General features: G+C 69.5%; 22 protein-coding genes. 6 read left to right on the plus strand and 16 right to left on the minus strand.

The features are described from left to right. Positions 1 to 25 precede the first annotated feature (25 nt). Positions 26 to 700: a uridine kinase gene (locus KXS11_RS13640; RefSeq protein WP_437386149.1), complete on the minus strand. Its 675-nt coding sequence runs from the start codon at positions 698 to 700 to the stop codon at positions 26 to 28. 38 nt (positions 701 to 738) lie between these two features. On the opposite strand from KXS11_RS13640, the gene KXS11_RS13645 reads away from it, so the two are divergent. After that, the gene (locus KXS11_RS13645) at positions 739 to 1623 is read left to right on the plus strand and encodes an A/G-specific adenine glycosylase (RefSeq protein ID WP_437386150.1); all 885 of its coding nucleotides are present in this window, start codon (positions 739 to 741) and stop codon (positions 1621 to 1623) included. A 131-nt stretch (positions 1624 to 1754) separates the two neighbouring features. Here the strand turns inward: KXS11_RS13645 and rbfA are convergent, their stop codons facing one another. The 4 genes from rbfA to nusA form a co-directional block, all read right to left on the minus strand. Beyond that, positions 1755 to 2192, minus strand: a complete 438-nt coding sequence (gene rbfA / locus KXS11_RS13650; RefSeq protein ID WP_437386151.1) for a 30S ribosome-binding factor RbfA — start codon at positions 2190 to 2192, stop codon at positions 1755 to 1757. Positions 2193 to 2307: 115 nt separating this feature from the next. Continuing rightward, the gene (infB, locus tag KXS11_RS13655; RefSeq protein WP_437386152.1) at positions 2308 to 5082 is read right to left on the minus strand and encodes a translation initiation factor IF-2; all 2775 of its coding nucleotides are present in this window, start codon (positions 5080 to 5082) and stop codon (positions 2308 to 2310) included. 279 nt (positions 5083 to 5361) lie between these two features. After that, positions 5362 to 5637, minus strand: coding sequence for a YlxR family protein (locus KXS11_RS13660; RefSeq protein WP_437386153.1), 276 nt, complete (start codon positions 5635 to 5637; stop codon positions 5362 to 5364). 5 nt (positions 5638 to 5642) lie between these two features. Next, positions 5643 to 6644 carry a transcription termination factor NusA gene (nusA, locus tag KXS11_RS13665; RefSeq protein ID WP_437386154.1) on the minus strand — a complete coding sequence of 334 codons (1002 nt, stop codon included), beginning with the start codon at positions 6642 to 6644 and terminating at the stop codon, positions 5643 to 5645. Between the two features lie 206 nt (positions 6645 to 6850). On the opposite strand from nusA, the gene KXS11_RS13670 reads away from it, so the two are divergent. Beyond that, a complete protein-coding gene (locus KXS11_RS13670; protein ID WP_437386155.1) occupies positions 6851 to 8536 on the plus strand; it encodes an ATP-binding protein in 1686 nt (561 codons plus the stop codon). After that, positions 8533 to 9213, plus strand: a complete 681-nt coding sequence (locus KXS11_RS13675) for a response regulator transcription factor (RefSeq protein WP_437386156.1) — start codon at positions 8533 to 8535, stop codon at positions 9211 to 9213. The genes KXS11_RS13670 and KXS11_RS13675 overlap by 4 nt, the downstream gene beginning before the upstream one ends. A gap of 49 nt (positions 9214 to 9262) precedes the next feature. Here KXS11_RS13675 and KXS11_RS13680 read toward each other — a convergent pair whose 3' ends face one another. From KXS11_RS13680 to KXS11_RS13710, 7 genes are read right to left on the minus strand one after another with little or no spacing between them, the layout of a single operon-like run. After that, positions 9263 to 11020, minus strand: a complete 1758-nt coding sequence (locus KXS11_RS13680; protein WP_437386157.1) for a proline--tRNA ligase — start codon at positions 11018 to 11020, stop codon at positions 9263 to 9265. 50 nt (positions 11021 to 11070) lie between these two features. Next, the gene (locus tag KXS11_RS13685; protein ID WP_437386158.1) at positions 11071 to 12081 is read right to left on the minus strand and encodes a hypothetical protein; all 1011 of its coding nucleotides are present in this window, start codon (positions 12079 to 12081) and stop codon (positions 11071 to 11073) included. After that, positions 12078 to 13118, minus strand: a complete 1041-nt coding sequence (locus KXS11_RS13690; protein ID WP_437386159.1) for a VWA domain-containing protein — start codon at positions 13116 to 13118, stop codon at positions 12078 to 12080. Before KXS11_RS13690 ends, KXS11_RS13685 begins: the two co-directional genes overlap by 4 nt. Beyond that, entirely contained in the window at positions 13115 to 14113 is a 999-nt protein-coding gene (locus KXS11_RS13695; protein WP_437386160.1) for a vWA domain-containing protein, read from the minus strand. The genes KXS11_RS13690 and KXS11_RS13695 overlap by 4 nt, the downstream gene beginning before the upstream one ends. After that, entirely contained in the window at positions 14104 to 14571 is a 468-nt protein-coding gene (locus KXS11_RS13700; protein WP_437386161.1) for a hypothetical protein, read from the minus strand. Before KXS11_RS13700 ends, KXS11_RS13695 begins: the two co-directional genes overlap by 10 nt. Then, on the minus strand, positions 14558 to 15448 hold the full coding sequence (locus KXS11_RS13705) for a DUF58 domain-containing protein (protein ID WP_437386163.1): 891 nt from the start codon (positions 15446 to 15448) through the stop codon (positions 14558 to 14560). Before KXS11_RS13705 ends, KXS11_RS13700 begins: the two co-directional genes overlap by 14 nt. 4 nt (positions 15449 to 15452) lie before the next feature. Next, positions 15453 to 16454 (minus strand): AAA family ATPase, encoded by a 1002-nt coding sequence (locus tag KXS11_RS13710; protein ID WP_437386508.1) that lies wholly within the window; start codon positions 16452 to 16454, stop codon positions 15453 to 15455. 198 nt (positions 16455 to 16652) lie between these two features. On the opposite strand from KXS11_RS13710, the gene KXS11_RS13715 reads away from it, so the two are divergent. Genes KXS11_RS13715 through KXS11_RS13725 form a run of 3 tightly spaced genes read left to right on the plus strand, consistent with a single transcriptional unit; the run spans position 16653 to position 20162 of the window. Further along, the gene (locus KXS11_RS13715; RefSeq protein WP_437386164.1) at positions 16653 to 17915 is read left to right on the plus strand and encodes a cytidylyltransferase domain-containing protein; all 1263 of its coding nucleotides are present in this window, start codon (positions 16653 to 16655) and stop codon (positions 17913 to 17915) included. Continuing rightward, the gene (locus KXS11_RS13720; protein ID WP_437386165.1) at positions 17912 to 18820 is read left to right on the plus strand and encodes an N-acetylneuraminate synthase family protein; all 909 of its coding nucleotides are present in this window, start codon (positions 17912 to 17914) and stop codon (positions 18818 to 18820) included. The genes KXS11_RS13715 and KXS11_RS13720 overlap by 4 nt, the downstream gene beginning before the upstream one ends. Then, a complete protein-coding gene (locus KXS11_RS13725) occupies positions 18813 to 20162 on the plus strand; it encodes a DUF6716 putative glycosyltransferase (protein WP_437386166.1) in 1350 nt (449 codons plus the stop codon). The genes KXS11_RS13720 and KXS11_RS13725 overlap by 8 nt, the downstream gene beginning before the upstream one ends. An 18-nt stretch (positions 20163 to 20180) precedes the next feature. Here the strand turns inward: KXS11_RS13725 and ispG are convergent, their stop codons facing one another. From ispG to KXS11_RS13745, 4 genes are all read right to left on the minus strand, one after another. Further along, the gene (ispG, locus tag KXS11_RS13730) at positions 20181 to 21341 is read right to left on the minus strand and encodes a flavodoxin-dependent (E)-4-hydroxy-3-methylbut-2-enyl-diphosphate synthase (RefSeq protein ID WP_437386167.1); all 1161 of its coding nucleotides are present in this window, start codon (positions 21339 to 21341) and stop codon (positions 20181 to 20183) included. A gap of 72 nt (positions 21342 to 21413) precedes the next feature. Then, complete coding sequence (locus KXS11_RS13735; protein WP_437386168.1) at positions 21414 to 21779, minus strand: hypothetical protein; 366 nt, start codon at positions 21777 to 21779, stop codon at positions 21414 to 21416. Between the two features lie 122 nt (positions 21780 to 21901). After that, entirely contained in the window at positions 21902 to 22564 is a 663-nt protein-coding gene (locus KXS11_RS13740; protein WP_437386169.1) for a response regulator, read from the minus strand. Continuing rightward, positions 22561 to 23784 (minus strand): sensor histidine kinase, encoded by a 1224-nt coding sequence (locus KXS11_RS13745; protein WP_437386170.1) that lies wholly within the window; start codon positions 23782 to 23784, stop codon positions 22561 to 22563. The genes KXS11_RS13740 and KXS11_RS13745 overlap by 4 nt, the downstream gene beginning before the upstream one ends. Between the last annotated feature and the right edge of the window lie 27 nt (positions 23785 to 23811).

A 23811-nucleotide genomic window follows, 5' to 3' on the forward strand; every position in this document is an offset into this window, starting at 1 on the left:
GGCGGTCCGGATGCCGGCTCGTGCGTCAGCAGAAGTCGGCGAACACGCGCCTCGGGTGCGCCTCATCGGTGTTGTCGACGATGACGCTGGCACGCGCGGCAGGGTCGTCGTCTTTCCGGTACAGCGCCTGGCCGCCGACGTAACGGGCGTTGGACGGCGCCGACGGATCGGCGTCGACGCCGAGGGTGGCGTGCAACCGCTCATAGGCCGTCGCCACGGGGACCTCGAGCCACACGGAGCCGTGCCACAGGCCGCGGAGTTCCGGACGGTTGAGGAACACGCCGTCGACGATGAGCACGGCGTCCTGCGGCGCAGTCGTCCAGCGCAGTTGCGCACCGACGTCGCGTGCCTCGTCGAAGCCGACGAGCTGGAAGCCCGCACTGCCGGCCAGACGGAACGGTTCGATGAGCACCCGTCGGAACAGCGAGTCGTCGAAGGAGTCGAGCCAGTACCCTTCCGCCGAGTCACGGCCTCGGGCGTACCGTTCCTCCCTCGGACGGTGGAAGTCGTCCATCGAGGCACGGAACACCGCACGCCCGGCCTCGCCGTACACCTCTGCGAGGCCGTCGGCGAACGCCGCCGTGCCTGACCCGCTCGCGCCGTCGACCGCGAGCATCGTCCGCCCACGCGGGTAGTCGCGCTGGAACTGGTCGCGCAACTGCCGCAGCAGTTCGATGCGTGGCGTGGTGACGAGCTTCATGGCGCCGAGCCTACCCGTATGGATCGTAGGCTGGACCGGTGCCTTCCGCTCCCGAACACCTCGCACCGCTCGTCAACGAGTGGTTTCGAGTGCACGCCCGCGACCTGCCGTGGCGGAAACCGGGCTTCCCGGCGTGGGGCACGCTCGTCTCGGAGTTCATGCTGCAGCAGACCCAGGTCAACCGCGTCGTGCCGCGGCTCGAGGAGTGGCTCACCCGCTGGCCGACACCGGCCGCCCTCGCCGCGGAGCCTCCGGCGGAGGCCGTCCGGGCGTGGGGCCGCCTCGGCTACCCGCGCCGCGCACTGTGGCTGCACGCGGCGGCGACGCAGATCACCGACCGCCACGGAGGCGTCGTGCCGGAGGACGTCGACGCGCTGCTCGCGCTCACCGGCATCGGCGACTACACGGCCCGCGCGGTCGCCGTCTTCGCCTACGGCCACCGGCACCCGGTGGTCGACACGAACATCCGACGCGTGATCGCCCGGGCGGTCGACGGCCAGGCCGAGCCCGGCCCTCCCAACGCGAAGGTCGACCTGCCTGCGATGAACGCGCTTCTGCCCGAGGACCTCGCCGAGACCGCGACGTTCAACGCCGGGATGATGGAGATCGGAGCGATCGTCTGCACCGCGCGGGCACCACGATGCGACGACTGTCCGCTGAGCGCGCTCTGTGCCTGGCGTGCAGCGGGATACCCCGCCTACGACGGTCCGGTGAAGGCGAAGCAGAAGCAGTTCGCCGGAAGCGACCGCCAGGTCCGCGGCATCATCATGGCCGAGCTGCGGTCGGCGCACCACGCGCTCGGGCACGCGGAGCTCAGCGCGCTCTGGCCCGAGGAGGAACAGTTCGAACGAGCCCTCTCCGGGCTCCTGTCCGATCGCCTCGCGGTCCGCATCGACGGCGGCTACGCCCTCCCCCACGACTGAGCACCGCTCGACAGGCTCGGCGACCCGGCGCACTCGCGCACCAGCCCGTTCGGGTCCGGTCTGCCGAGAAGACGAACAGGCTCAGGGACCGGATCACCGGTCCCTGAGCCTGTCGGAGCGCGTTCCTCGGACTAGACCTCGTCGTCGGACTCGCGCGGCTTCACGTAGGGGTCCTCGTCGCCCGCGTAGGTGGCACCGGCTGCGAGGCCGGCGACCTCGGTGTCACGGTTCTTCGCCTCTCGGAGCAGATCCTCGATGTGCTGCGCATTCTCGGGGATCGCGTCGAGGAAGAAGTCGAGGCTCGGCGTCAGGCGCGTGTTGATGTTGCGGCCGATCTCGGCTCGCAGGAGCCCCTTCGCCGACACCAGGGCAGCGGAGGTGTCCGCTCGCTCCTCGTCGGTGCCGTACACCGTGTAGAACACGTTCGCGTGCTGGAGGTCGCCCGTCACCTGGACGTCCGTGATCGTCACGAAACCGAGACGGGGGTCACGGATGCCCTTGTCGAGCCGCTTCGCGATGACTTCCTTGATCCGGTCCGCCAGCTTGCGGGCCCTGGGGTTCTCTGCCATCTCGTCCTCCTCTGATGACCGCCGGGCTACGGGCGCCCGGCGGGTGTTGCACTCAAGTCAAGCAGGAATCCCCGCCGCCCTCCGAGTGGAGGGCGACGGGGATCGGCCGGGCGGACTAGCCGCGCGGCTTCTCCTTCATTTCGATCGTCTCGATCTCGTCGCCGATCTGGATGTCGTTGAACTTCCCGAGGCCGATACCAGCCTCGAAGTCCGTACGGACCTCGGTGACGTCGTCCTTGAAGCGACGCAGCGACTCGATCGCCAGGCCGTCGCCGACCACGACGCCGTCGCGGATGACCCGCGCCTTGGCGTTCCTCGTGATCGTGCCGGAGCGGACGATGACACCCGCGATGTTGCCGAACTTGGAGGAACGGAACACCTCGCGGATCTCGGCCACACCGGACTGCACCTCTTCGTACTCGGGCTTGAGCATGCCGGTGAGGCTCTGCTCGACGTCCTCGAGTGCGTTGTAGATGACCGAGTAGAAGCGGACGTCCACACCTTCGCGCGCCGCGCGTTCGCGGGCCTTCGGGTCGGGGCGCACGTTGAACCCGATGATGATCGCGTTGTCGATCGTGGCGAGGTTGACGTCGGACTCCGTGACCGCACCGACACCGCGGTGGATGATGCGGAGCTGGACGCTGTCGTCGACGTCGATCTTGAGCAGCGACTCCTCGAGTGCCTCGACGGCACCGGAGACGTCACCCTTGATGATGAGGTTGAGCGACTCGACCTTGCCCTCTTCGAGTGCACGGGTGAAGTCCTCGAGCGAGATGCGCTTGCGGGCCTTGGCCAGAGCGGCGTTGCGCTCCGCGGCTTCGCGCTTCTCGGCGATCTGACGCGCGGTGCGGTCCTCCTCGGTGACGAGGAAGGTGTCGCCTGCACGGGGAACGCTCGAGAGACCCTGCACCTGGACGGGACGGGACGGACCCGCCTCGGACACGGTGTCGCCGTTCTCGTCGACCATGGCGCGGACGCGGCCGTACGCGGTACCGGCGACGATCGCGTCGCCGACGCGCAGCGTACCCGACTGGATGAGGACGGTCGCGACGGAACCGCGGCCCTTGTCGAGCTTGGCCTCGATGGCCACACCTCGGGCGTCCTTGTTCGGGTTCGCACGCAGGTCGAGACCTGCGTCTGCGGTGAGCAGCACGGCGTCGAGGAGGTCCTTGATGCCGGTGCCGGCACGGGCGGACACGTCGACGAACATGACGTCGCCGCCGTACTCCTCGGCGACGAGGCCGTACTCGGTCAGCTGCTGGCGCACCTTGGCCGGGTTGGCGTCGGGCTTGTCCACCTTGTTGACCGCGACGACGATCGGCACGTTGGCCGCCTGCGCGTGGTTCAACGCCTCCACCGTCTGCGGCATGATGCCGTCGTCGGCCGCGACCACGAGGATCGCGATGTCGGTGACCTGGGCACCACGGGCTCGCATGGCGGTGAACGCCTCGTGACCCGGGGTGTCGATGAAGGTGATCGGGCGCTCGACGCCCTCGTGCTCGGCGACGACCTGGTACGCACCGATGTGCTGCGTGATGCCGCCAGCCTCACCGGCCACGACGTTCGCGTTGCGGATGGCGTCGAGGAGGCGGGTCTTACCGTGGTCGACGTGACCCATGACGGTGACCACGGGAGGACGGATGGCGAGGTCCTCGTCGGACTCGTCCTCCAGCTCCTGGTCGAGGTCGATGTCGAAGCCCTCGAGGAGCTCCCGGTCCTCGTCCTCGGGCGAGACCATCTGGATCTTGTAGCCGAGCTCGGAACCGAGCACGTCGAACGTGGCCTCGTCGAGCGACTCGGTCGCCGTCGCCATCTCACCGAGGTGGAACAGCACGGTGACGAGGTTGCCGGGGCTCGCGTCGATCTTGTCCGCGAAGTCCGAGATGGACGCGCCACGACGCAGTCGGATGATCGTGTTGCCGTCGCCGCGGGGAACGCTCACGCCGCCGAGCGACGGAGCTTCCCGCAGCTCGAATTCAGCCCTCTTCGTCCGCTTCGACTTGCGGGCCTTGCTCTTGCCGCCACCGCGACCGAAGGCACCCGCGGTACCACCGCCGGGTCCACGACCGCGACCGCCACCGCCACCGGGGCGACCTGCGAAGCCACCGGCCGGGGCGCCACCGGGTGCGCCTCCGGGACGGAAGCCACCGCCGGCACCGGCACCGCCGGGACGGAAGCCGCCACCGCCGCCGGGACGGCCTGCGCCGCCCGGACGACCGGGACCGCCGGGGCGCTGGCCCTGGCCGACGCCCGGGCGGGGCGAGCCGGGGCGAGGAGCCTGCGGGCGGGGGATGTTGCTGGGGTTCGGGCGCTGGCCCATGCCCTGTGCAGCAGCGAAGGGGTTGTTGCCCGGACGCGGCGTACCGGTCGGACGCTGTCCCATGCCCTGCGACGAGGCGAAGGGGTTGTTGCCGGGGCGCGGGGCGCCGGGGCGGGGTCCGCCGGGCTTGGCGGCGTCACCCGAGGAAGCGTCACCTGCAGCAGGGGCCGGCGCTGCGGGTGCAGCGGCGGCAGGAGCCTCCGACTTCGGGGCCGGAGCTGCGGGAGCCGCAGGGGCCTTCGGGCCGGGGGCAGCCTGCTTGGCGGCGGGCGCGGCGGGAGCCGCAGCGGCCTTCGGAGCCGGAGCCGCAGGAGCCGGAGCCTTCGGGGCAGCCGGTCCGGGGGTCGGCGCGCCGGGGGTGGCGGGGCGTGCTGCCGGAGCAGCGGGGGCGGGAGACGCCTTCGCGCCTTCGGCCTCGAGGGCGGCGCGCAGCTTGCGGGCCACCGGGGGTTCGATGCTCGACGACGGGCCCTTGACGAACTCGCCGAGTTCTTTGAGCTTCGCCATGGCGATCTTGCTGTCTACTCCGAGTTCGGATGCGATCTCGTGTACGCGTGGTTTTGCAGCCACAATTCTCCTGTCTGAGCTTGCACCCAGGCAGGGGCAAGCGTTAGTGGTGGACGGTGCTCATTTCGAGCCGCTCATGAGTTGTCCATTAGCCGTTCAGCCTGTTCTCTCGGAATGCCGCACCGGGTGGCGCGGCAGCAGGATTCCAGCCCGGGATCCGGGCCTGGTACCTGCAATGGGAAGCACGTCGATCGCCGAAGCGCTCTCGCGTGCAGTCACCATCGTACACCCCACACCTGGGTACGGCCTCCACCGTCACAGGCGCTCTCCGACGGATACTGCTCAGTCGGCCACCGTCGTCGTCGCCTGTTCGGCAGCCGTCACCGCCGCGAGGAGCGCTGAGGCGTCGAGACCGCCCGACAAGCGCAGCGCGCGCGTGAACGCGCGACGCTGCACCGCCTGCTCGACGCACTTCGTGACGGGGTGCACCCAGGCGCCTCTCCCAGGCAGTCGCGCAGCGGTGTCGGCGACGAGCTCCTCGTCACCGGCGACCACCCGCAGCAGTGCGGACCGCGGCTCGCGACGGCGGCAGCCGACGCAGGTCCGGACCGGTTCCATCCGGATTAGTCCGCTTCGAGGATCGAATCCGGCTGGATGTCGATCTTCGCACCCGTGAGCTTCGCGGCGAGACGGGCGTTCTGACCCTCCTTGCCGATCGCCAGCGACAGCTGGTAATCCGGGACGAGGGCGCGAACGGCCTTGAGCGACTGGTCGATGACGTACGCGCTCGTGACCTTCGCCGGTGACAGGGCGTTCGCGACGAACGTCGGCAGGTCGGGCGAGTAGTCGACGATGTCGATCTTCTCGGCGCCGAGTTCATCGGTGACCGCACGGACCCGACGACCGAGCTCACCGATGCAGGCACCCTTCGCGTTAATGCTCGGGTCGTTCGCCTTGACCGCGATCTTCGTGCGGTGGCCGGCCTCGCGGGCGAGCGAGACGATCTCCACGACGCCTGAGGCGATCTCGGGCACCTCGAGCGCGAACAGCTTGCGGACGAGCGCGGGGTGGGTGCGCGAGACGGTGATCTGCGGACCCTTCAGGCCCTTCGTGACGCTCGTGACGTAGACGCGGATGCGCGCACCGTGCGGGTACTCCTCGCCGGCGACCTGCTCCTCCGGGGGCAGGATCGCCTCGATCGTACCGAGGTCGACGTGGATCATCCGCGGGTTCGGGCCCTGCTGGATGACACCGGCGATGATGTCGCCTTCACGGCCCTTGAACTCACCGAGCACCGCATCGTCCTGGATGTCGCGGAGGCGCTGGAAGATGACCTGCTTGGCGGCGAACGCGGCGATTCGACCGAAGTCGTCCGGGGTGCTCTCGGCCTCCCCGATGAGGACGTCCTCGTCGTCGAACTCCGGGACGAACACGCCGACGTGACCGGTCTTGCGGTCGAGCTGCACGCGCGCGGGAGGCGTCTCGCCACGGCCGGCGGTCTCGGCACCCTCGGTGCTCTTCAGGTAGGCGCTCAGGATGGCCTGCTCGATGATTCCGACGAGCTCCTCGAAGGGGATCTCCTTCTCGCGCTCGATCGACTTCAACAACCCGAGATCGATGTCCATCGATGCCTCCTCTATTCAACTGATGGTGCCGCGGCAGAAACGTGCAGCGGCCCGACGGGCACGCCGCTGCGGTGCTGCCGAACCCGTCCGTCTACGGTACCGGATGCCACGGGCTCCGTCATCCACTCAGCTGGGAACCGCCCGAGGTTCCCCACCATCGGGCGTACCGACTCGACCCGGTCAGGAGCGGATGACATGATGGCCCAATGGTCTTCGGCGAGCTTCGGAACGTCCTGCGGAGCACGAGGGTGCGGATCCTCGTGGCGATCCTGCTCGCCACGACGCTCGCCATGACCCTCGTCGGTGTCGCAACGTACACCCTGGGTCGGCAGCAGACCCTCGCGACCATCGATGACCGGCTCGCGCACAGCGCCGAACTCATCGACTTCATGGTCGTCGGCTCCGGCGACACGGCGGACGCGCCGGCGTCGAGCGACGAAGCGGTCGACGCGGTCCTGCGTCGCTGGATCTTCGCTGACGATGAGACCGCGATCGGGCTCCACGCGGACGGCTCGACGGTAGCGCCCTCGGCGCCGTCGGCGTTCCGTCTCGACGACGACCGGACCCTCATGGACACCGTCACCGCTGAGGCTGCAGGAAGCGTCGTCACCGGCGAGGCCACCGGCGAGCGCACCGTCCGGTACGCGATCATCCCCGTGCAGGTCACCGGAGACCCTGAGGTCGGTCATGTCGTCATCGCCACCGACGTCCACGCGGCCCTCGCCGGGTCGCGCGGTGTGCTCGCGGTGGAGATCGTGGTGGCGGTCATCTGTCTCCTGCTGCTCGGCCTGGTCGGTTGGCAGCTGGCCGGAGGCCTCCTCCACCCGATCCGCTTGCTCCGCGACGCCGCTGCCCGGATCACCGAGTCCGACCTCGACGAACGCATCCCGGTCGTCGGTCGCGACGACGTGTCGGAGCTCACCGACACGGTCAACGGCATGCTCGACCGTCTGGACGACGCCTTCACGAGCCAGCGGCAGCTGCTCGACGACGTGGGCCACGAGCTGAAGACACCGATCACGATCGTGCGCGGCCATCTCGAACTCCTCGACCCAGCCGATCCCGTCGAAGTCGCCGCCACCCGCGACCTCGCGCTCGACGAACTCGACCGGATGAGCTCACTCGTCGCGGACATCACCGAACTCTCCACAGCCGGTCTCGCCTCGACACTCGACCGCGAGAGCGTCGACATCGCCGCCCTCACCGCGACGGTGCGCGACAAGGCCGCCGCCATCTCCCCTGGTCACACCTGGCTCCTCGGGGGCCTGGCGGAACTCACGGCGGACGTCGACGAGGGCAGGCTCGCTCAGGCATGGCTGCAGCTCGCCGACAACGCGGCGAAATATTCACCGGCGGGGTCGACGATCCTCATCTCGAGTCGATTCGAGGAGGACGACGACCAGGCGCTCGTCCTCTCGGTGTCCGACGAGGGCCCCGGCGTGCCCGAGGCGTTGCGCGAACGCATCTTCGACCGGTTCACCCGCGTGAGCAGCGGACGCGGCGTCGCGGGTTCCGGCCTCGGACTCTCCATCGTCCAGGCGATCGCGGCGGCCCACGGCGGCTGGGCGGAGATGGAGGACACCGTCGGCACCGGCAGCGTGTTCAGTATCAAGCTGCCGCTCGCCGTGGCCGAGGAGGACGCGGACGAGGACGACCTCGCCATCGAGGGTGCAGCGTCAGCGCTCGACCTCGACCCGGACGAGACCGCGGCCATCCCCCGGAACGCGATGGCACAGGCGATCGCCCTGCGTGAAGCACAAGACGCCGCGGCCAGGGCGATCACCGAGCAGGAGCGCGCCCAACCCGAGTCCGTCACGCCCGTCCGTGAGGACGACTTCCCCGATCTGGTCGACTCCTCCGCGAGCCGCGCACCGCGTGGAGACGACACATGAGCCGCATCCTGGTCGCTGAGGACGAGACGCGGATCTCCGCGTTCGTCAGCAAGGGGCTGCGTGCCGCCGGGCACACGGCCGACGTCACGGTCGACGGCAGTCGCGTCGTCGAACTCGCCGAGAGCGGCGACTTCGACCTCCTCGTGCTCGACATCGGCCTGCCGGGCATCGACGGTTTCGAGGTCCTCCGCCGCCTGCGGGACGATGGCAGCGAGCTCCCGGTGATCATCCTGACGGCACGCGACTCCGCCCGAGACCTCGTTGCGGGACTCGACGGCGGTGCGAACGACTACATGTCGAAGCCCTTCCGCTTCGACGAACTCCTCGCGCGGATCAGACGCCGTCTCGCCGAACAGGGGGCCGCTGCTGGCGTTCCCGCCCAGGAGCGGCTCGTCGTCGGCGATCTGGAGCTCGAGCTCCGCGAGCGTCGCGTGCTCGTGGACGGCGTGGCGGTCGAGCTGTCGACCCGGGAGTTCGCCCTCGCCGAGGAGTTCTTCCGCCACCCAGACCAGGTGCTCAGTCGCGAGGAGCTCCTCAGCCGGGTCTGGGGGTACGACTTCGACCCCGGCTCGAACGTCGTCGACGTGTACGTCCGCTACCTGCGCAACAAGATCGGCAAGTCCGCGATCGCCACGGTCCGCGGCGCCGGCTACCGTCTGAGCACGAACGCGCAGTAGCCGACACCATCCGCGAGGGATGACACCGGCTCCTGCGCGCTCGTGGGAACTACAGGGAGAGGTCGGCGATGGCCACTCGGTCCTTCGTGCCCGCTGCGCGGTCCCAGACCTCGACGAACCCCTCGGCTGCATCACGGCCGACGACGACCACGGTCGGCACACCGATGAGTTCGGCGTCGCCGAACTTGACGCCGGGCGACACCTTGCCGGTGCGGTCGTCGTAGAGGACGTCCTTGCCGGAGGCTTCAAGCGTTGACACGAGCGACTCGGCGATCTCGAAGACGGCTGCGTCGCGGCCGGCAGCCACGACGTGGACGTCGAACGGAGCGACCGCCTTCGGCCAGATGAGGCCGCGGTCGTCGTTGTTCAGCTCGGCGATGATCGCGAGGATGCGCGTGATGCCGATGCCGTAGGAGCCCATCGTGACGGTGACGAGCTTCCCGTTCTCGTCGAGCACCTTGAGGCCGAGGGCGTCGGCGTACTTGCGGCCGAGCTGGAAGACGTGGCCGATCTCCATGCCCCTGGCGAGTTCGACCGGGCCGGAGCCGTCAGGAGCCGGGTCGCCAGCACGGACCTCCGCCGCCTCGACGAACGCGTCGCCCTGGAAGTCGCGGCCAGCGACGAGACCGAAGACGTGCTGCTGGTCGACGTTCGCCCCGGTGATCCACTCGGTGCCGTCGACGACGCGCGGGTCGAGCAGGTATCGGATGCCAGTCGCGGACTCGTCGCCGAGGATCGGCCCCTGCGGCGACCACGGACCGATGTAGCCCTTGACGAGGCCGGGGTGCTTCGCGAAGTCGGCGTCGGTGGCTGCCTCGATCTCGGCCGGCGCGAACGCGACCTCGACACGCTTGAGGTCCACGTCGCGATCCCCCGGCAGCCCGATCACGACGAGCTCGCGGGAGCCGTCGAGGTGGGTCAGCGCCAGGACGACGTTCTTCAGGGTGTCGGCCGCCGTCCACGCGCGGCCGTCGTCACGCGGGTGGCGCTCGTTGGCGAGGTCGACGAGCGTCGCGATGGTCGGGGTGTTCGGTGAGTCGAAGACGGTCGCGGGAGCGAGCCCGTCGATCGGCAGCGCCGCGGGGACCTCGGTGGTGTAGGCCTCGACGTTGGCGGCGTACCCGCCGGCCGAGCGGACGAAGGTGTCCTCGCCGACCGCGGTCGGGTGCAGGAACTCCTCGCTGCGCGAGCCGCCCATCGCTCCGGCATCCGCCTGGACGATGACGTACTCGAGCCCGAGGCGCGTGAAGATGCGCTCGTAGGCATCACGCTGCGCCTGGTAGCTCACGTCGAGTCCGGCGTCCGTCACGTCGAAGGAGTAGGCGTCCTTCATCGTGAACTCACGGCCACGAAGCAGGCCGGCCCGCGGACGTGCCTCGTCGCGGTACTTGTCCTGGATCTGGTAGATCGAGAGCGGGAGGTCCTTGTACGAGGAGTACAGGTCCTTGACGAGGAGCGTGAAGACCTCTTCATGCGTCGGGGCCAGGAGGTAGTCGGCACCCTTGCGGTCCTGCAGGCGGAACAACGCGTCGCCGTACTCCTCCCACCGACCGGTGACCTCGTAGGGCTCCCGCGGCAGCAGCGCCGGGAAGTGGACTTCGAACGCCCCGGCGTTCGCCATCTCCTCGCGGACGATCGTCTCGATCTTGTTCTTGACCCGGAGACCGAGCGGGAGCCAGGCGAAGACACCCGGCGCCTGGCGTCGGATATATCCCGCCCGCACCAGCAGGCGGTGACTCGTCACCTCCGCATCGGAGGGGTCTTCACGGAGCGTACGGAGGAAGAAGTTCGAAAGGCGCGTAACCACCCGTCCATGCTAGTCCGTGCGGCGGTCCCGATTCGCGGACGACCGGAGCACTACCAGGGCCGCTCGGCGAAGTTGCCGTTGTCGTTGTTGCGACCGCGGTTCTTCGCGTCCTCGGTCGACTTGTCCTGTTGGGCGTCCTGACCGGCGTCCTTCAGCTTATCGACCTTGCCGTCGATCCCCCGGTCACCGGTACCGCTCGAACCGCTCGACTCGCCGTCGGACCCTGTGCCGTCACCCTCCTGCTGGTCCTGTCCTTGGCCGCCGGCTGCACTGTCTCGCTGGTCCGTCGCATCCTGGCGCTTGCGGTCGATGCGGTCGCCGGTGTCCTTGAGGTTCTCTCCCGGCGTCTGTTTGGGGTCGATCGCGTCGGGCTGCTGCCCCTGGTCACCCTGGTTCCCTTGATCACCTTGATCGCCCTGGTCGCCCTGGTTCCCTTGGTCACCTTGGTCACCCTGGTCACCTTGATCACCCTGGTCCTGCTGGTCCTGCTGGTCTTCGCTCTCGTCCTGGGACTCACCCTCGAAACAGCTCGCCCCCTCGTCGACGATCCGCTTCGCGGTGTCGTACAGGTTGATCGCGCCCTGGAAGAACCGGCCCTTGACGTACTCGTCGGCCTGGGTCTCGTACGCCCGCGCGAGGTTCACCCGGACCAGGCACGCCGTCTCCTCGGACGGCGCGAGCTCGAGCGCCTTCCCGAGGTCGTCCGTCCCCTGCACCCAGTCCTGCCCGGCCGCAGACGCCGTGCCGCGATCGAACCACGCGATCCACGGCTCGACGGCGTTCGCGGTGAGCAGGTGCGCCGCACTCAATTGGGAGCCCGAGTAATCCTCGGCGCGGTACCCGGCGATCGACGCTTGGGCGACGACGGGCAGGCTGACGAACTTCACCCCGATCGTGAGCGCCACCAGGACGAGCGGAAGCGACCACCAGAAGAGCCGACGTCGCAGACGCCTGGTCTCCGCCTCCGTCAGCGGTGCCCGGCTCGGCTCGGACGGCGGTGGGGTTCGAGGCTCGGGGGCCGAGGTCTCCTGTTCCCGGAGACGGTCGTCGAAGAGTGTCACGACCTGCCCCCTCTCGTCCGACGCAGCTCGCCGAGTGCGCCGACGATTCCGGGGATCTCCGTGAGGAGCACGGCACCGAGTGCGAGGGCGAACACCCAGTACAGCTCATCGGTGCGGCGGATGTCCACCTCGTCCTGCACCCGCACCCCAGCCACGCTGATCCCGTCGAGCACCGCGTCGAGTGAGGCTCCGGGTGTTCGGATCTCGGCGTCGACACCGAGTTGGGCCGCGATCGTCTCGAGAGCTCCCGGGTCGAGCCGGGACACTGCGGGCTCCCCGGTCGAGTAGTCCTGGATGTACCGGACGCTGCCGTCCTGGTACCCGGAGAACTCCCGCATCGTCCCGCCGGTCTCGGTGCCGTAGCCCAACACCCCTCCACCGCGGATGAGTGGGGCGATGCCCTCGAACGAGCCGGGCTGCTGGCCGCTCGTCTGTTCGCCGTCGCCCAGGTAGAACAGGATCCGGTTGCGACCGGGCTCCTGCTCCTCGGCCTGGGTCAGCATGGTCGTGAGGAAGTCGACTGGCGCGTCGATGCTGCTGCCGCGGGAGTAGGTGGTGATCTCCTGGGTCATCGCCTCGGTCGCGGAGCGGAGGGCGGTCGCATCGGTCGTGAGCGGCATCCGTTGCACGGCGACGGCGTCGAAGCTGACGAGCGCGTACCGGGCACCGGCGAGCCGGTCGGCGATGCCCGTGATGTCGGCCTTCGCGCCGTCGAGCCTCGTCGCGGGCGCCGGTGCTCCGTTCTCGTCCGTTCCGGTGGCCTCGTCGTCCGGCCAGTCCTCAGCTGCCATCGAGCTCGTCGTGTCGACCACGAAGTAGACGTCCAGGTCACCCATCGCCGCCGGGGGCCGATGATTGCCGGGGATGGTCGGGCGAAGAGCGATCACGATGAGGAGCACGACCATGAGCAGTCGGGCCAGCCAGTGCCAGGCACCCGCTCGTCGCGGGCCCGCGAGGAACTGCCAGATCGCGAAGCCGCCGAGGACGACACCGAACACGATGAGCGCCCACACGGGGAGGACGGGGTTGACGGTCATCGGCGCAACCTCCAGGCGAGCAGCATGAGCGCGGCCAGGGCGCCGAAGCCTGCGAGCACGAAGACGAACGGCTCATCGACCTGGACGAGCTGTTTCGCGCCCTTCAAGGTCTTCGTCTGCTCCGCGGTGATCTGCTGGACGATCCCGGCGACGGCTCCCGGATCGGCGAGCGCGTAGTACTGGCCACCCGTCGAGGTCACGACCTCGTCCATCTCGGCGGCGAGGTCGTCGAGGTAGTCCTTGCTCGTCACGTCGCCTGGGTTGATGCCGTACACGGTGACGTCCTGGGCACTCGCGTAGTCCCCCGCCTCTCGCAGGGTGAGGATCGGTTCGCCGGCGACGTAGTTGTCGGTGGCGAGCACGATCGACCTCGAGCGCTCCTCGCCGACCTGGTCGAAACGCATGACGCAGGAGCCGAGGCCGTCGCCGATGAGCGAGGAGCCGTTGCCGAGGTCTGTGCCGTTCCAGTACTCGTAGTCGCTGTCCGGCGAGGTGAGGTCGTCGACGAGATGGTCGAGCTGCGCGGTCACGAAGTCGTAGTCGCTCGTGAGCGGGAAGTAGGTGGTGGCCGAGGCGTTGAAGAGGACGAGCGCGATCCGTTCCCCGTCGAACCGCTGCACGAGCGATTCGAAGACGCCGACGAGCGCCGCGTCGTATTCGGTCATGGAGCCGGAGACGTCGAGACACAGCACGATGTCCCGGTTCCGGAGCTCTGGTTGGAAGACCGTCGTACTGACGACGCGCGAGCCGAGCGCCATACCGGCGAGCACCAGCACGCTGAGCGCTGCGATCGTCGCGATGACGAGTCGGCGGTAGCGCGAGAGCGCCCGACGGTACCCGGGCAATCCGGTCAGGCGCTCGGAGTGCGCGACCCACAACGCCGCCTCCGCGGTGTTCCTGCGACGACGTCGACGGGCGACGAGGACGACTGCGACGACGACCGCGGCGATGACGAGGACCCAGACGACGGGCATCCACCAGTGGATCAGTTCCATGTCGTCACCACCTGACGGGCGAGCGCGGCCGCTTCCGGTACGCTCCCCGTCTCGGCCTCGCGGAACTCGACGGGATAGTAGGCGGACACGGCACGGGTCAGCGGGACGAGACCTGCGCGGTCGAGGTCGGCGAGCGTCATGACCTGGGCGCGGACACCGTTCGACTCGTGCGCGTACATGCGCAGGATGCCACCGAGACGCTGATGCGCACGACGCGTGCTGAGCGTCCCGTTCTCATGCTCCTGCTCGATCTCGCCGATCAACCCGAGGTAGCGGTCGCGCAGCACCGCCGGGGACGGCGGCGGGACAGGCCGTGGTGCCGTCCCGCGCGCACGACGCCGGACGTGGCCGAGCATCCACACGTACCAGCCGATCACGAGCGCGATGAGGACGAGGCCGATCACCGGCCAGAGGATCGCGTACTGGACAGGCGCGTAGTAGCCGTTATCGCCGGGCATGCTGATGTGCCTCGAGGAGATGGAAGAGCCCGGGGACGACGTCCTCGGTACCGGTGATCCGCTGCCCACTGATGCCGAGCGCCTCGAGCTGGTCGAGGTGCCGGGCCGTCGCATCGGCGACGGAGGCCACGAACTCGCGCCGCAGGGCGTCGTCGGCGCGGACGAACGACGGGAGCGACCGCTCGCCGTCGACGTCGAACATCGAGCGATCCGTGTACTCCGCGCGCATCAGGTCGGCATCGCCGATCGAGATCCACAGCACCTCGTGCTGCACATGGAGGCGACGCAGGATCGCCAGACGCTGCGGCGTGAACTCCTCGTCGTCGGAGACGATCACGAGCAGACAGCGCTGTTTCACCGACCGCGCGACGAAACCGAGGAGCTCGTCCAGGTCGCTCTGCGGCGCCTCGAGCGAGACACGGCGGTCGATGTGCTGGAGCAGTCGTTCGAGCGCCGACTCGGTGCCGGCGGGGCGCACCAGCTCCGGCGAGGCGGTGTCGCCCGCGACGAGGCCGACGAGGTCACCGTGGCGGATCGCGAGGTAGCCGAGCACGCCCACGGCGAGGAGCGCGACCTCGCGCTTCGACGTCCCTCCAGCCGCGAGCGCCGCGAGATCGCGCCCCGTATCGACGGCGAACAGCACCTGGTGTTTGCGGTTCGCGATGTAGCGCTTGATGAGCGGTGAGCCGTGCCGCGCGGTCGCCTTCCAGTCGATGTCCTTGATCTCGTCGCCCGGCGCGTACTCGCGCAGGTCGTCGAAGTCGAGGCTCCTGCCCTGGAACACCGAACGGTACTCACCGTCGAGCATCCCCCGAACGCGACGGTGGGCATGGATGAAGAGTTTCGACTTCACCCGGTGGAGCAGCGGTGTCGACATCGGACTACGGTGCCTGCACGGCACCGAAGACGGCGTCGATGATGGTCTCAGGCGAGACGTCGTCGGCGGCCGCCTCGAAGTTCAGGATGATGCGGTGGCGCAGCACCTGGTGCCGGTACCCCTTCACGTCCTCCGGGATGACGTGGTCGCGGCCGGCGAGGATCGCGAGCGCCCTCGCGACCGTGCTGAAGGCGATGCTCGCCCTCGGGCTCGCACCGTAGTCGATGTAGCTCGCGAGCTTCGGTGGCAGGTAGTCGTGGGCATGCCTCGTGACGTACACGGTCTGCACGATGTAGTTGAGGATCGAGGCGTCGAGATACACGCGCTTCGCGAGCGACTGGAGGAAGAGGACGTCCTCGACGCTCACACCGGGTTGCGTCGTCTCGGCGTCGTACAGGCCGGAGTTCACGCGGCGCACGATCTCGGCCTCTTCGCCGATCGTCGGGTAGTCGAGCACCTCTTTCACCAGGAAGCGGTCGAGCTGTGCCTCCGGCAGATGGTAGGTGCCCTCCTGCTCGATCGGGTTCTGCGTCGCGAGCACGAAGAACGGCTTCGGCAGGGCGTAGTGGACTCCGCCGATGGAGGTCTGTCGCTCCTGCATCGCCTCGAGCATCGCGCTCTGCGTCTTCGCGCTGGAACGGTTCACCTCGTCGAGCAGCACGAAGTTCGCGTGCACCGGCCCGAGCTGCGTCTCGAACCCGCCGGTGCGCGCATCGTAGATCTGGGTGCCGATGATGTCGCTCGGCAACAGGTCGGGCGTGCACTGGATGCGCTTGAACGAGGCGTTGACCGCCTGTGCGATCGACTCGGCTGCAGTCGTCTTCGCCAGCCCGGGGACGCTTTCGAGGAGGACGTGCCCACCGGAGATCAACGCGGCGAGCAGGGTGGTGCGAAGGCCCTGCTGACCGACCACCTTGGCATCGTAGGCGCCGACGATGTCGGTGAGGATGCTGCGGGCCCGCTGGAGTTCGGCGGGCGCGATCGGTGTGCTGAGCGTCACGGTGATTGGTCTCCCCTGGCGATGCGGTGCTCCGGTCGGACGACCGTGTGGCGCTGGAGCGCTCGGCGGCCCTCCGCGGTCCGAACAGTCTACGTGCCCACCCGGACACGGCGAGCGCACCGGCCACCGAATGGACACCGGGGCGTCCCCCGCCGTTCCACCCGCGTCCCCCTCCGCGTCACCGGCGCTTCCTACCGTGGATCGATGACTGATGCAGCGCAGGAGCGGCGCGCCGGGATCGAGGGCGCGACGGCGATCGTCCCGGTCCGCGGCGGCTCGAAGGGGATCCACCGGAAGAACCTCCGAACGGTCCGCGGTACCAGCCTCATCACCCGCTCGATCGAGGGCCTCCTCCGCGCACGGGGTGTCTCGCGTGTCGTCGTGACCACCGACCATCCCGACCTCGCCGCCGCCGCACTCGCCGCGGGCGCGGAGGTCATCGAGCGTCCGGCGGAGCTGGCGGAGGACAGCACCTCGTCCGAGGCTGCCCTCCTGCACGCCCTCGGGGTGCTCGGGCAGCGCGGTGAGCTGACACCGGTCACGGTCTTCGCCCAGGCGACCTCACCGTTCCTCGACGTCCAGGCGCTCGACGACGCGATCGCCACGGTGTCGGCCCACCGCGCCGACGCCGTGTTCGCGGCGGTGCTCGACCACGGCTTCCTCTGGACCGACAAGCCGAAGGGTGCGCGGGGACTCGGTCATGACCACCGCGAACGGCCCCGCCGACAGGACCGTGCGCCGCAGTACCGCGAGACCGGCTCCTTCTACGTGTTCGACACCGAGGGATTCCTCGACGCCCGGCACCGGTTCTTCGGACGGATCTCCCCGGCGATCACCCGTTCCTTCGCCGCGCTCGACATCGACGAGCCGGAGGACCTGCTCGTCGCCGAGGCCATCGCCGCCCTGGCCGAACGGCAGCTCGGCATCCCGGCACCCTCCGAACGCCCGGAGGACGACCTCGACGTCGACGCGGTCGTCACCGACTTCGACGGCGTGCACACCGACGACCGCGCGATCATCGATGCCGACGGCGTGGAGCGGGTCAGCGTCCACCGTGGCGACGGTCTCGGCGTGCGCCTCCTGCGGGAGGCAGGCATCCCCGTCCTCATCCTGTCGACCGAGCGCGTACCGATCGTCGCCGCCCGCGCCGCGAAACTCGGTGTCGACGTCGTCTACGGTGCGGACGACAAAGCCGCGGCGCTGCGCGAATGGGCCGCCTCGGCCGGCGTTTCGCTGGAACGCGTCGCCTACCTCGGGAACGACGTCAACGACCTGCCGGCACTCGACATCGCCGGTTGGCCCGTCGTGACCGCCGACGCCCACCCACGCGCGAAGGCGTCGGCGCGACTCGTCCTCGCGCGTCGCGGTGGCGACGGTGCGGTCCGCGAACTCGCAGACCTCGTGCTCGCCGCCCGGGAAGCGCACCCCCAGACCCCCCAGCATCGACCGAACGGAGCACGACCATGAGCATCCACCAGGACTCGACCGAGCAGCAGGCGTCCCCACTCCACATCGGCGGCACACCCGTCGGCGGTGGTGCGCCCGCCTACGTGATCGCGGAGATCGGTCTCAACCACAACGGAGATGTGGAGCTCGCGAAGCGACTCATCGACGTCGCTGCCGATGCAGGCGCCCAGGCCGTCAAGTTCCAGAAGCGCACGCCGGAGATATCGACGCCCTCGCACATGCGCGACGTCCCGCGCCAGACGCCGTGGGGCGAGATGACCTACCTCGAGTACCGCTACCGCGTCGAGTTCGACCGAGAGCAGTACATCGAGATCGGCGACCACGCCACGCTCCGCGGCCTCAGCTGGTTCGCCTCCCCGTGGGACGAGCCCTCCGTGGACTTCCTCGAGGACCTCGGGGTCACCGCGCACAAGGTCGCATCCGCCTCGGTGACCGATGCGGGGCTCCTCACCCGCCTCGCGGGCACCGGCAAGCCCATCATCCTCTCGACCGGCATGTCCACGCTCGAGCAGATCGATCGCGCCGTCGCGATCCTGGGCGGCTCACCGCTCGCGATCCTGCATGCGACGTCGACCTACCCGCTGCCGCCCGAGGAGGCGAACCTCAGGATGATCCAGAGCCTCGGCGACCGGTACCCGGGCGTCCCGATCGGGTACTCCGGGCACGAGACCGGCTTGCAGATCTCGCTCGCCGCCGTCGCCCTCGGCGCATCACTCGTCGAGCGTCACATCACGCTCGACCGGGCCATGTGGGGCTCCGATCACGCCGCGTCGCTCGAACCGCACGGCTTCTCCAACCTCGTCCGCGACATCCGGATCATCGAGACCGCGATGGGCGACGGCGTCAAGCGCGTGTTCCCGGGCGAACTGGCGCCACTCGCGAAGCTGCGCAGGGTCGATGCCTGATCCGCGGGTTCGGCGGCGGGTGATCGGGGTCGTCGACTCCGACTCCTTCGTCAAGTGGGGTGCCGCGACGCTCTCCAGGGCGGAGGGTTGGGATGTCGACCTCGTCCTCATCGAGACCGACGTGTCGGCCACCGAACGCCAAGCGGACATCGCACTCCTCCACACGGCCTTCGAAGACCGGACCGTGCCGCGGGTGTCGCTCCGTCAGCTCGTCGACCTCGTACGCTCCGAGCGACCCGACGGCGTGTTCGTGTCGACCAGAGGGCCGGTGGCCGAGGTGGTCATCTCCGAGCTGCTCGCGCTCGGCACCGACCGTCCGGTCCTCCTCACCGGGCTGCCCGGCATCTCGATCCCGGCGAAGTGGAAGGGCGTCTTCCTGCGAGCCCAGGCCGACGTCTTCGTGCTGCACAGTCATCGCGAGGTCGCCGCGTACCGGGAGCTGGCGACGGCGAACGGCATCGAACCAGCCTTCGCCCTCGCGACGCTGCCCTTCCTCGCACCCCAGCGGGAGGATGTCACACCGAGTCCGACGACTGCGGCTCCGCGAACCCGCATCGTGTTCGCCGCGCAGGCGACGGTTCCGGCCGACCGGGGTGACCGGCTCCGGATCATCTCCTGGCTTCGCACCCTGGCGAAGCGGCACCAGCACCTCGATGTGGTGATCAAGGTCCGCGCTCTGGCGGGAGATCCGCAGACCCACCACGAGCACTACCCGTACGACGTCCTGTTCGGCGACGGCGGCCCGCGGAATCTGCGGATCGCGACCGGCTCCATGGCCGTGCATCTCGGCCACGCCGCCGGGCTCGTGACCGTGAGCTCGACTGCGGCGATCGAGGCCGTCGCTCTCGGCGTCCCCGTCATCGTGCTCGACGATTTCGGCGTCGATCCGGCCCTCATCAACACGGTGTTCGAGGGCAGCGGGCTGCTCGCCTCACGCGAGGAGCTCATGCGGGCCCGGTTCCGTCATCCCGACCCGGCCTGGCTGCAACAGAACTACTTCCACCCGGCGCAGGAGGACGACTGGATCGAGCGTGCGGAGGAGGCCTTCGCTGCACGCGACCTCGGGACGCTCGCCATCCGTCCACGTGCGCGTCGGAGCCGTGGCGGGCTGCTGCGCACCGGGTGGGAGCGCAAGCGGGCCCTGGGACGGGCCGACACGAGCCTGCTCGGCACGGTCGCGCTCGTCGTCGGCACGCCGCTCCAGCTCGCCAGGCGCCTCGCGAGGAGAGCTCTCGGTGCTCAGGTTCCGGCCCGGCGGGTCATCCCCTCACGCCGACTCGAGCCCGTCGAACCAGGCACGGGCGGCGTCCCGACGCACGCCAGGGAGCGACCCGCGCGGTGAGTCGCCGGCGCCTCGCGGTCAGTTCGAACCGACGGTGACCACCGGCGAGCCGGTGGACGTGTCGTCCGCCGGCATCGAGGCGGCGATCCGATTCGCCTCTTCGATGAGCGTCGCGACGATCTCCGCCTCGGGAACGGTCTTGATGACCTCGCCCTTGACGAAGATCTGGCCCTTGCCGTTGCCGCTCGCGACGCCGAGGTCGGCCTCGCGTGCTTCGCCAGGCCCGTTGACGACGCAGCCCATGACGGCCACGCGGAGCGGGACGGTCATGCCCTCCAGTCCGTCCGTGACGTCGTTCGCCAGCTTGTAGACGTCGACCTGGGCGCGGCCGCAGCTCGGGCAGGACACGATCTCCAGCTTGCGTTCGCGGAGGTTGAGCGATTGCAGGATCTGCAATCCCACCTTGATCTCCTCGGCCGGAGGCGCCGACAGGGAGACCCGGATGGTGTCTCCGATGCCTTCCGAGAGCAGGATGCCGAATGCCGTCGCGCTCTTGATCGTGCCTTGGAACGAGGGGCCCGCCTCGGTCACCCCGAGGTGGAGGGGCCAGTCGCCGCGTTCCGCGAGCAGACGGTAGGCCTTCACCATGACGATCGGGTCGTTGTGCTTGACCGAGATCTTGAAGTCGTGGAAATCATGCTCCTCGAAGAGGCTCGCCTCCCAGACAGCGCTCTCCACGAGCGCCTCCGGGGTGGCCTTGCCGTACTTCTGCAACAGCCGTGGATCGAGGGAGCCGGCGTTCACCCCGATCCGGAGCGACACACCGGCCGCCTTCGCGCGCCGGGCGATCTCGCCGACCTGGTCGTCGAACTTCCGGATGTTACCGGGGTTCACTCGGACGGCCGCGCACCCGGCGTCGATGGCCGCGTACACGTAGTTGGGCTGGAAGTGGATGTCGGCGATGACCGGGATCTGGCTCTTCTTCGCGATGATCGGCAGCACCTCCGCATCGTCGCGGGTCGGGACGGCCACGCGGACGATGTCACAGCCGGACGCGGTGAGTTCCGCGATCTGCTGCAGCGTCGCATTGATGTTCGTGGTCTGCGTCGTCGTCATCGACTGGACGCTCACCGGCGCGTCGCCACCGACGAGCACCTTCCCCACCTTGATCTGGCGGGACTTGCGCCGCGGGCTGAGCGTTTCGGGAACCGAGGGAAGACCCAGATTGATAGCTACCACATGCCACAGCTTACGCTCGCGCGGACCAGCAGCCTCCCGGTGGTCTGGGAGGCTGCTGGGTGGTATCGCGGATCAGCGCCCCGGCGGCACCTCACGGTTCGCGCGCAGCACTTCGAGCCTCGCACGGTACTCGACCTCGTCGATGTCGCCCTGGGCGAAGCGCTCCGCGAGCGTCTGCTCGGCCCCGCGCACGGCGTCTCCGCGCCAGGCCCACGGCCCACCGGCCTGTCCAGGAGCGCCGGCACCCGCCCAGGCGCGCCGGCGCCACCGTCGGCCGACGAGCGACACGACGAGGACGATCACGAGGATCCAGAAGACGGGGATGAGGAGGAGGAGCCAGACATGGGGGCCGGGGCCGCCGTACCAGCCTGGATGGGCGGCGAGGGTGCCCGCGGTGGATTGGAGCGCTGCTGCGCCTGATTCGATGAGGGTGGTCATGGGGACTCCGTTCGATCGACGACCGGGCCGGTCGTCTGTCTGACCCCCTCAGCCTCTCGCCGGCCTGCGCGTCGCGAATCCGCCCGCCGGACGCTTTCTCCCTACTCCGTGGGGAGCACCGCTCAGCTCTCGCCGGGCGCGATGAGCCCGCTCTCGTAGGCGAGCACGACGAGCTGCACCCGATCGCGCGCCTGCACCTTCGACATGATGCGCGAGACGTGGGTCTTCGCGGTGAGCGGGCTGAGGAACAGCTCCGCGCCGATCTCCTCGTTCGTGAGTCCGCGTCCCACCTGCACGAGCACCTCCCGCTCGCGAGGGGTCAGGGCGTCGAGCGCCCGCTCGTCCACAGGTTCTCGCAGGGACCCGGCCACCTGCGACAGCAGGCGTCTGGTCACCCCGGGCGACAGCAGTGCGTCGCCGGCGGCGACGACTCGGACGGCCCGGATGAGCTCGGTGGGTTCGGTGTCCTTCACGAGGAAGCCGCTCGCCCCGGCCCGGATCGCCTGCGCGACGTACTCGTCCAACTCGAAGGTCGTCACGACGATGATGCGGGTGCCGGCGAGACCCGGGTCCGCGACGATCCGTTCGGTCGCCTCCAGTCCGTCGCCGTCCGGCATGCGGATGTCCATGAGGGCGACGTCCGGACGCTCCCGGCGGATGACCGACAGCGCTTCGGCACCCGATGCCGCCTCACCGACCACGGTGATGTCCGGTTCGGCCTCGAGCAACGCCCTGAATCCGCCGCGGATGAGCCCCTGATCGTCGGCCAGCACGACCCGGATCATGATGCCGCCTGCGCGGGAATGGTCGCGTCCACCCGGAAGCCGCCGCCCGGAACCGCGCTCGTCTCGAGCGTGCCGCCGAGGAGCTCCGCGCGTTCGGTCATGCCGAGGAGGCCGTTCCCCCGCTCCTCGGGGCCGGGAGGGGCGCCGACGCCGTCGTCCGCCACCGTCAGCCGGTAGCTCCCGTCGATCTCCGAGAGGTCGATCGACACGCGGCCGGCCCGCGCGTGACGGAGCACGTTCGTCACGCTCTCCTGCGCGATCCGGTAGAGCGCGAGCTGGGCGGCCGCCCCGGGAGTGGTCGTCAGCTCCGTCGTGAGGCTCGCCGCGACGCCCTGGTCCCTGAGCGAGTCGACGAGCGAGGGAAGGGCCGCCAGATCGGGGCCAGGACGCCGTGGAGCAGGTGCTCCACCGACGGTCTCCGGGTCCGTGCGCAGCACGTCGAGCAGGCCGCGCACCTCGTCGAGGGACGATTTGCTCGCGACCTTGATGTTCGACAGCGCCTCCCTGGCCCGTTCCGGCTGCGTGTCCATCAGGTGCAGTCCCATGCCGGCCTGCACGTTGATCTGCGCGAGCGAGTGCGCGATCACGTCGTGCAGTTCACGCGCGATCCGCATGCGCTCCTGCTGGGCGGCGGTCGCCCGGCGCTCGCCCTGGGTCCGACGGTACTGCGCGAGACGCTCGCGACGCGAACGGAAGCCTTCCGCGAGCAGCACCGCGAGGACGACGAGGACCGTCGTCAGTCCGATCCGGAACCCCGACAACGCCCAGCCCCCTGCCAGGGCGCCGGCGAGCAGGAGGGCCCACCCGATCCCGAGCGACAGGTAGGTCCAGCGGCGGGCACCGCGGATGATGCCGGACCCGGCGGCGAAGGCGAGCGCGATCGCCGGCGGACCCCAGATGGGGCCGGTCAGCATCGACGCACTCGAGAGGACGGCCACGACCGCGACGGTCTGGCCCGGAAGTCGGCGCGCGGCGAGCAGGGCGAAGGGCCCGATCACAGCGAAGCAGGCCGCGGCGATCCGTGACCATGCCGAGGCGCCCGCTCCCTCAGCCAGGGACCCGTGCAACGCGAGCAGCGCCGTCGCAGGGAACTGGACGAGGAGGGAGACGACGACCGGCCCCCAGAGACGCCAGGCGGGTCGACCACGACCGAAGCGTGCGTCGCCGGGCCAGCCGCCAGGCGCGTGCAGCTCCGTCGATCGCATCCTGTCCGGTGGCATCTCTGCATGCTACTCGCGGCACCACGA

The sequence above is a fragment of the Plantibacter flavus genome (assembly GCF_051487245.1).
GTDB classification, from domain to species: Bacteria; Actinomycetota; Actinomycetes; order Actinomycetales; family Microbacteriaceae; genus Plantibacter; species Plantibacter flavus_B.